The 8,036-nt window shown below is 58.8% G+C and carries 2 protein-coding genes; both read right to left on the minus strand.

The annotated features are described in order from the left end of the window. Window positions 1-20 precede the first annotated feature (20 nt). A complete protein-coding gene (locus AC1DXO_RS23735) occupies window positions 21-293 on the minus strand; it encodes a hypothetical protein (RefSeq protein WP_476980686.1) in 273 nt (90 codons plus the stop codon). Beyond that, window positions 290-8,036, minus strand: a 7,747-nt coding sequence (locus tag AC1DXO_RS23740) for a LysM peptidoglycan-binding domain-containing protein (RefSeq protein ID WP_476980687.1), incomplete at its 5' end; no start/stop codon positions are given. The genes AC1DXO_RS23735 and AC1DXO_RS23740, both read right to left, overlap by 4 nt.

Here is an 8,036-nt window from a genome sequence, read left to right on the forward strand (position 1 = left end):
TCCCTCTCTGCGGCAAACGCCTATCCGTACATCATCCTGCACAAGCCTCGCAAGTCCTCGGCAACCTCGTCGGAACTTTCAAAATCCAAACCCGTGATGTCTTCATATTCCTTCAAGCCGATAATATGCTGCTCTATCGCAGCCGTAAGCAGGCTCTTGAAGGTCTGCTCGTCAATCCCATGATTGGGGTGACTAAGCGCACGAAGCAATCGAGTGCCCGTGTTTGCTTCGCGTACCTCACAATGCCAATAGGTTTCCAAGTCCTTCAAAAAATACTTATTAATCTCGCTCATTGCGGCTCCGGGAACATCGTGTGCAAATGCCAGCTTCCATCTGGAGCGAGTGTATATACAGCACGGTATGTGCCGCCAGTAAAATCTATCTTGGCTGTCCCGGTAGGATGGGCCGCAGTACCAAGCCTGCTCTTCCCGAACACCATAGACTGATAGTTCGAACCCAGGGCAGCTTCGAGAGAAAGCCCTTTGACTGCGAACGCGTCATCGCCTCGTGAAAGAGCATCGTTCATCCCAGATGCAAATTCCGGCGAAGTTCTGGCAAAGGCGTCCGCCTTAACCATAGCGTCTTTGGACGTGAATTGCGTTGCGTTCTTAGACGCCTTGTGAGGTTGCCCAGTATAGAAATCGGTAGTGGTTCCGGTCATCGGATCGATCTTGTACATCGCGCGGTTGTCCAGAGCGTTTTCCGTCAGCCGTGGGCCATGCCGGCCAGGAGCGTGCCCGGTCCTTGCGAACTCATCCATCCGTCTTTGCACAGCTGCATCCGGCGCGCCTCTCAGGTTAATGTCTGCATTCAGATCTCCCGTGCGCCCAAATTTCTGATTTAGATAATCGCGGCGCGAGCCCGTTCCGGCCGCTGCAGCAGCCATTCTAGTCTGGAGCGTTCTGACCGACGCAGTTTGTGGCGTTGCTTCCACTCCAGCTAAGGCAAATTTAGGTGCTGTTAGCTCCGGCTCTGGCTCCGCATTTGGCACCCTTGCCCGTGACTTGGTTCCCCTTAATGAACCGTTGTGGATGTTGCTATACGAATTATCTAATGACCCTGCCGTCGCATAGCCTGTTGACCAGCATTCTTGCTGATGCTTTTCTTTTGGTAAAGTAAATACATCTTCCTGGCCTGACGCGTAATGAGACACCATATAATATGAGAATCCAGAACCGCGCTCCCTGCTGCATTCAGTGGCATCCGTCTTGGGACTAATACTAGTGCCATAGTCACCAAAATCTACGTAATATTCTTTGCCACGTATCTCTTCCACAACAGATACAACAACGTGCCCAAGATTTGACTCATCTCTGTAATCAGAATAAATTACTTCATTCTGATGAGATATCTTATACCATTCCGAATATGGTACGGTTTCTGTCTTTGTGTTGCTGCCATAAAGAGTACCGTAGATTCCAGTGCTGTCACACACAGTGATTCCGGGAGCATTGTCCGGTATTCCGACCGTTATCGACTTCCCGTCGGGCCAAACAACAAAGCAGTCTCCGCCAGATATTGGCTGCTCAACATATGGCTTCATATTAAAATAGGTCGGCTCGTCGCTATTGACATCGCCTGAACCACCGCCTGACAGTTCATCGGTCGAACTTCCTCCAGACAAGCTACCTTGTCCGCCGTTTTCGAATGCCGACCGCTCGACACTTAAGTTTAAGTCAAAGTTCAGATTTCCGATTTCCCTTCCAATTTTTTCTAAGCTCTCGTTAAAGAAATATGGATTGGTAAGGGGCGAGTCCTTCGGATTCACGACTGTGGCCGGACCTCTGCTCATTCCGTCTTGAGAGGCGACGATATCAGCTGAATTTGTAGTCGCCTGCTGCGCAGTTTCAGAATGAGCCTGCCCGGATGCATTAGTTTGCCTGCTGTCAACAGCGGCCACCGCTGTCTGCACTTGTTCGGCGATGAGATTGCCGATCGTGCCGGCAACGACTCCAGGCAGATATTCCATAACGCTCTTACCGAACGACTGTCCGGTCAGAGCGCTCTTTGTCACTGCGCTGGACAGGACATCGGCAGCGCCAATCAGCACATTCTGGGTCAATGAGCCATATTTTGCCACCTGTACCTGGGTGTTGTCCGACAGGGTCACCGTATTGGTCTGAGCATGCAGCCATTGTGCAGCCTCGCTTGTCGCAGCGGCCGATACACCGGCTACCGCCAGACCGGCCCAGTCGAACTTCTTCTGCAATCCGACGGCCATGCTGAAGCTCTGAGTTGCAGCATTACTCGCCATGCCGCGTGCGACGGCACCGCCCGTCTGGCCCAAGCTACCGAATTTACCAGCGAAACCGCCACCTATACCGCCAGCGATCGCCCCCTTGGCCACGGCACCCCAGTCGAACTTGTCCTGAATGCCCGTCGCCACTGCGAATGCCTGGCTGGCCAGACCACCCGCGAGACCGGCAATGGCTCCGCCGGCCACAGCAGCAATCATCGATGCACTGGCTACGGCGGTGGCCAAAGCCGCGGTGGCCGAGACTGCCGCCGCGGCTGCGAAAGTCGCAGTCGCTGCCGCGGCAGCTGTGCCGCTGATGGCGGCGGCGGCGGCAGCAGCCGTCGCGGTCGCTGTGGCTGTGGCGGCGGTAGCCGCTGCGCCCGCCGTCAGGTGACCGAGTACCGCTCCTGTCGCGTAGGGCGCAACGATGGCCGTCACTACGACAGCGACGATCATCACCAGGATCATGCCCACCGTACCGCAACCGTGCTTTTGCGCCGGGGGTTGCGGTTGGGTCGGGGTCGTATTGCCGATGGTGTCGTTCGGATTATACGGCTTGAACGTGCTTGAGGTGTTATGGTTGTTGGTGGCCTTGCCCGGAATGGTCAAGACCTGCCCCGCCGCCAGGGTGGTGCCGGCCCCCAGGCCATTGGCATCGGCCAGCACGTACCACAGGCTGGCGTCGCCCCATACGCTCAGGGCGATCGCCTGCAGCGTGTCTCCGGCATTGGCCGTATAGCTCGATCCGGTCTGGTTCGTGCCGGCATTGATCGCCTGGTAACTAGCGTCGAAGTCGGCATTGAGGCCCACGACCGGCGTTGCATTGCCGTTCGACGACGAGCCGCTGTTGTTGCGGGCCTTCGACAGTTGCTGCGCGTAGTCGACTGAACTCGGCAACTGGTCGGTGCCGACATCGCCCACCGCCAGGCCGTTGAAATAGTAGAAACTGCGCTGGGCCCCCGTGGCCAGGTCGTTCGTTTCCGATCGTTTGGTAATCAGGCCCAGGATATCGGTCCTGAAATAGACGTCCCGGTGCCCACCGGCATCCCATACCTGGGTCAGGTTGCCGTCGACATTGTAGGCATACTGCGTCTCGGCGAATGGGGATCCGTTCAGCTTCGCCGTCGCCGACTTGGCTGAGTTCCACCATGTATAGGTATAGTCGGTCGTCGTAGTGGTCGAAGAACCGCCATTGCGGCTCTGCGCGCTGGTGCTGCGCGTCAGCGAGCCCTGGTCCTTGTTCAAGGTGGCGGACTGGCTGGTGTCGTGGCTGATATAGTCGTTGGTCAACACATTGGACAGCGTATCGCCATTTGTCAGGACACTGGTATCGGTCTCGGACACGATGCGGTTGTCGTTGTCATAAATAATCGCGTCGCGCGTCGTCACCGGCGTAATACCGTTAGTCTTGTATTCAATATAGTTGGTCATCCGGCCCAGCACGTCGCTGACGCGTTTGACGCTCATGACGCCATCGATGGTGTCGCTCTTCAGATAACCGTCGGCGGTATATTCATAGGCCTCCGTATGGGCGCCAGTTGCGGTCGTGTAGGCCGCGCTCTTGCGGTCGCCGCGCTCTGTGTAGGTGATGGTAATACCCGTCGTCCCCTGGACGACGGCGTTGCCCGACAGCGCACCCTTGGTCACCACGAACCGGTTCAGGTTGTCGTACTTGTACCAGTAGTCCTGGGCCGTGCTCGACTGGATATAGACGGTATGGGCATTGCGGATATTGTTGTTGGCGTCATAGGCGTAGGTGATGTCGTACTCGATGTCCTTGATTTCGGTCACCCGGTTCATTGCGTCATAGGTCGCCGTGGCGTTTTCGTAATAGGCCGGCGCCGTGCTGGCGGTATAGTAGGTCTCCGCCGTCCGGTTGCCGGCCTTGTCATAGGCATAGGCCGCCGTCATCAATGTCGCACGGTCGGCAATACCGGCGATCTGGCCGGTATAGGTGTAGTTGTAATCGATCGACTGGCCAAGGCTGTTCGACTGGTGGACGATCTGTCCGTCCAGGTTATAGGCGTAGGTGGTCGTGTGACCGCCGAAATCGCTGCTCAGGAACAGCTTGCCGAAGTAGTCGGTGTTCATCGAAGACGACACGCCCGCCGACAGCGCCGCCGTCCGGGTCCATGAACCGGCATTGGCCTGTCCTGCCGAAACCCGGCCGGTCGCCGTCAACAGATTCCACGTGTAGCCGTAGCTGGTCGTCTGTCCGCCGAAGCTGACCGTCTTTTTGACCCGGCCCTGCAGATCGTATTCGGTCGTCTCCTTGACCGAAGCGCCCAGCACATTGTTCGTATGGGTGATCCTCTGCCCCAGGCTGTCATAGCCGTAGGTGTCGATCAGCCGCGACGGCGTATAGTTGGTGGTATAGTTGGTGACGTCGCCGCTGCTCCGCTCAGCGTGGCTGACCTGGATCAGCCGGTTGTCGAGATCATAGCTGAAGTCGGTCTCGTAACCATTCGCGTCGAACTGCTTCGATACATTGCCGAAGAGGTCGTACTGCGTATTGACCGAGGCGCCGCCGTTGGGATTGTACTGGACGGTCACCAGCGCATCATGGCCATCATAGCCCGTGCCGGCCAGCAACGCCAGGGTGGACAGCCTGCCGCTGGCCAGCATAGTGTTAGTGCCCGTGACCGCCGCCTGGGTATTGGCGTCCATATGCCCGACCTGGCGTCCCGACTTGTCATAGTAATAATAGTCCGTCGGCGTGGTGGTGGTGCTGTCGATGATCTGGCCGGTGCTGGCATCGGTGCCGATCGTCCTGACCGCCGGCCCGGCCTTGACCGTCACGTTGCCCATCACGTCATAGCCGAAGGTGGTCGTATTGTTCCGCGCGTCGGTCTGGCTGACAACGTCGCCAAACGCGTTGAAGGCCTGCTTCTGGTCGTCGAAGCCAAACACGGCCGGAGTTGAAGCCAGCTTGTAGGTCGAATCGGCCTGGACGGTCGCCGCGAAAGCGGGCACCTCGACAAAGTCAACGGCCGTCGGAATGGCAGGGGCCCCGGTGCCGAAGGTAATCGCACCGGCGCGAGCGTCGACCACATTGCCTGCAGCGTCGGTCGCCACGTACTTGACGTCCCACTTGGAATTGGCCGTACCGCTAAACGGCAAGGCGGTGGAGTCACACAGGAACAGGCCGGACCCGGACGAAGTGGGAAGCAGCGTGACCTGGGTATAGGTACCGGTCGAACCAGCGGCGCGCACATACGCCTTCAGCGCGGTCGCCGTCGCGGGCACATTCTGGAACTGCACCAGCGAGCCTATCTTCTTGGTCTCGCCCACCGTCGCATTGATCGAGAAGGATCCCAACGACCCAACGCCTTCCTGCCAGACGCTGACGTAAAAATTCGGCGGGGGCGAGCCTGAGCCCTGGAAGGTCGCGGCAAACGTCCCGAGATCGGTCGTGCCGGCAGCCTTGGTCCAACTGGGGGTCACCCCGGTGCCGCCGGACGCATAGACATCCACGTGGATCAGGCCGGGATAGCGGCTGGTAATCAGGGAGCTGCTGAGCTGGACGCCGTATTGGTACCAGATATAGGTTGTGCCGCCGCCGCCGCCGCCGGTCTGGCCGATATAATTGACCGAAGCTGAGGTCGGGAGCCCGGTGACGGTGCTGAGATTGGCCAGGGTCGTCGGTTGCAACACGTCCGTCACCTGGTTGCGGCGGTCATAGACATTGACCTTCTGGCTTACCTCGACCATGGCCCGGGCGGTATCGAGGTCCGCCACGGTGCTGAGGTCGACCGTACCGAGGCCCTGCACCTGCAGCGTCACATTGCCGTTGCCGTCGTAGCCGTAGATCTTGGTGACGCCGTCGCCCGAGTTGCTGCGCCACACCCGTCCGGCATTGTCGTAGTCGAAAAATTCCTGCGCATTGGCAGCATTGCCGGCGGTATTGGTTCCGCGCGCGACCACCTCGCCGAACGCGTCGTAATAGGTGTCGCTGGTCGTGTCGCCCATCGTCCAGGTGGTCGAGGTCGCTGTCGTCCGTGACGCCCTGGCCGTCGAGATCACCTGGCCCTGGGCATCGTAACTGGTCAGGGTGCCCTCATAGACCGTCGGGCTGTCCGCCTTAACTCGCGAATAGGTTTCCAGCGTCTGCCGCCCGTTGGCGTCGTAGCCATAGGTGAATGTATTGCCGGCTGCATCGAGTTTGCTGAGCAACCGTCCGGCGACATCATAGGTGTAGACCGTTTGCTCACGCAATGCAGAAGCCAGTTCCATACCGGCGGTCGTCGTCGCCACGTTGCCCAGCTTGTCATAGGTCGTCAGTGTCGTCATCGCATTGGCGGCACCGCTGGCCGTGGTCGTCTTCGCCAGCCGGCCCATCTCGTCATACACATAACTGGTGATATCGTCGGTTGCCTCGGTCTTGGTGATGATCTGGCCCAGGGCGTTATAGGCGAATTGCACCTTGCTGACGACGGTCGCCGTGGTCAGGGTATTGCCGCTGACCGTTGCGGCCGTCATGCCGGAGCGCGACTCGCTCGTGCGCTGACCCTTGTGGTCGTAAGTAAAGCTGGTGATCCGGTCACCGCTGTTGTCCGATGGTGCAGCCGTGCTGCTGCCCGGTGCGAAAGTACCCGTAAGCCGCAGCAGATATAGTGTCTGGCTCACCACGGCGCCGGAGGTATCCAGCGTATTGAGGGTGATATTGCCTGACGAATCAAGTTGAGCGACGGTATGATTTGCCTTGTCGGAAACGCTGTAGGTGGTGACGCCGGCGATGGTCTGCATGACGATATTGCCGGCATACTGGCTCTGGGTCAGCACATTGCCTTCGGTATCGCGAACATAGGTCGTCAGATACCCGCCAGTGTCGAGTTGCGCCACCTGGCGGCCGAGCTTGTCGTACCAATTGTAGGTGATATTGCCGTTGGCGTCGGTCTGGTTGATGACGTTGCCGTTGAGGTCGTATTCGGCGCGGTTGACCACCTTGGTGGCCGCAACCCCGGTGACCGGATCGATGGTCCATGCCCAGTTGCCGCTGCTCCAGCTACCACTCTTCACGTTCAGGACCGATGTCGTGAGCAGCCGGCTTTCCTTGTCGTAGCTGTAGTCGGTCTCGCGGAAGGTCTTGTTGGTCAGGTCCGGCAGGACGGCGGGATCCGCCGGCATGGCGACCTTGCTGTCATACGACTTCTGCGTCAGGACATTGCCGTTGGCGTCATAGGTCCAGGCCGTGGCGTAGCCCAGGGCGTCGACCTGCAGCGACTTGCGGTTCATCTTGTCGTAATAGGTGACGGTGACGCCGCCATTGGCCAGGCCGGCATTGGCATTGGCGTCCTTGATGCGAATGAGGTTGCCGCGTTTGTCGTATTCGAACGTCTGGGTCGGCGTGACCGTCGCCGTGCCGCCGTTGAGCGGGACCGTGTCGCCGTACTGCTTCTTCAGCCGGTTACGGACGTCGTATTCATAGTAGGTGGTGCGCGGTTCCGTCGCACCCGCGGCCTCGGTCATTTTGGTCCGGTTGCCGAAGCTGTCATATTCGTAAGCCGTGGTCGAAGCCGGCGCGATCTGCACCGTACCGATCTTGGTCTCGGGCCGTTCCTCGCTTTTCAGCAGGCCATTGGTGTAGTAGGTGTAGGTCGTTACCGCGAGCGAGGCGTTGGTCATCTTTGTGCGATTGCCCAGGCCGTCGTATTCGTAGGTCGTGGTATTGTTTTCGCCGTCAATACTGGTCAGGACGCGACCGTCGCCGTCACGGGTAAATTTGGTTTCGTTGTAGGTGTCGTTGACAGCCGTAGCCGGCCGATTGGTCGTGCTGATGGCGCCGAGGTCGACGGGCGTG

The organism is Asticcacaulis sp. P2_C5, from assembly GCF_056404555.1.

Excerpts from the sequence above, each read along its gene's own strand:
- AC1DXO_RS23735 (WP_476980686.1), bottom strand. The coding sequence starts at position 293 with ATGAGCGAGATTAATAAGTATTTTTTGAAGGACTTGGAAACCTATTGG.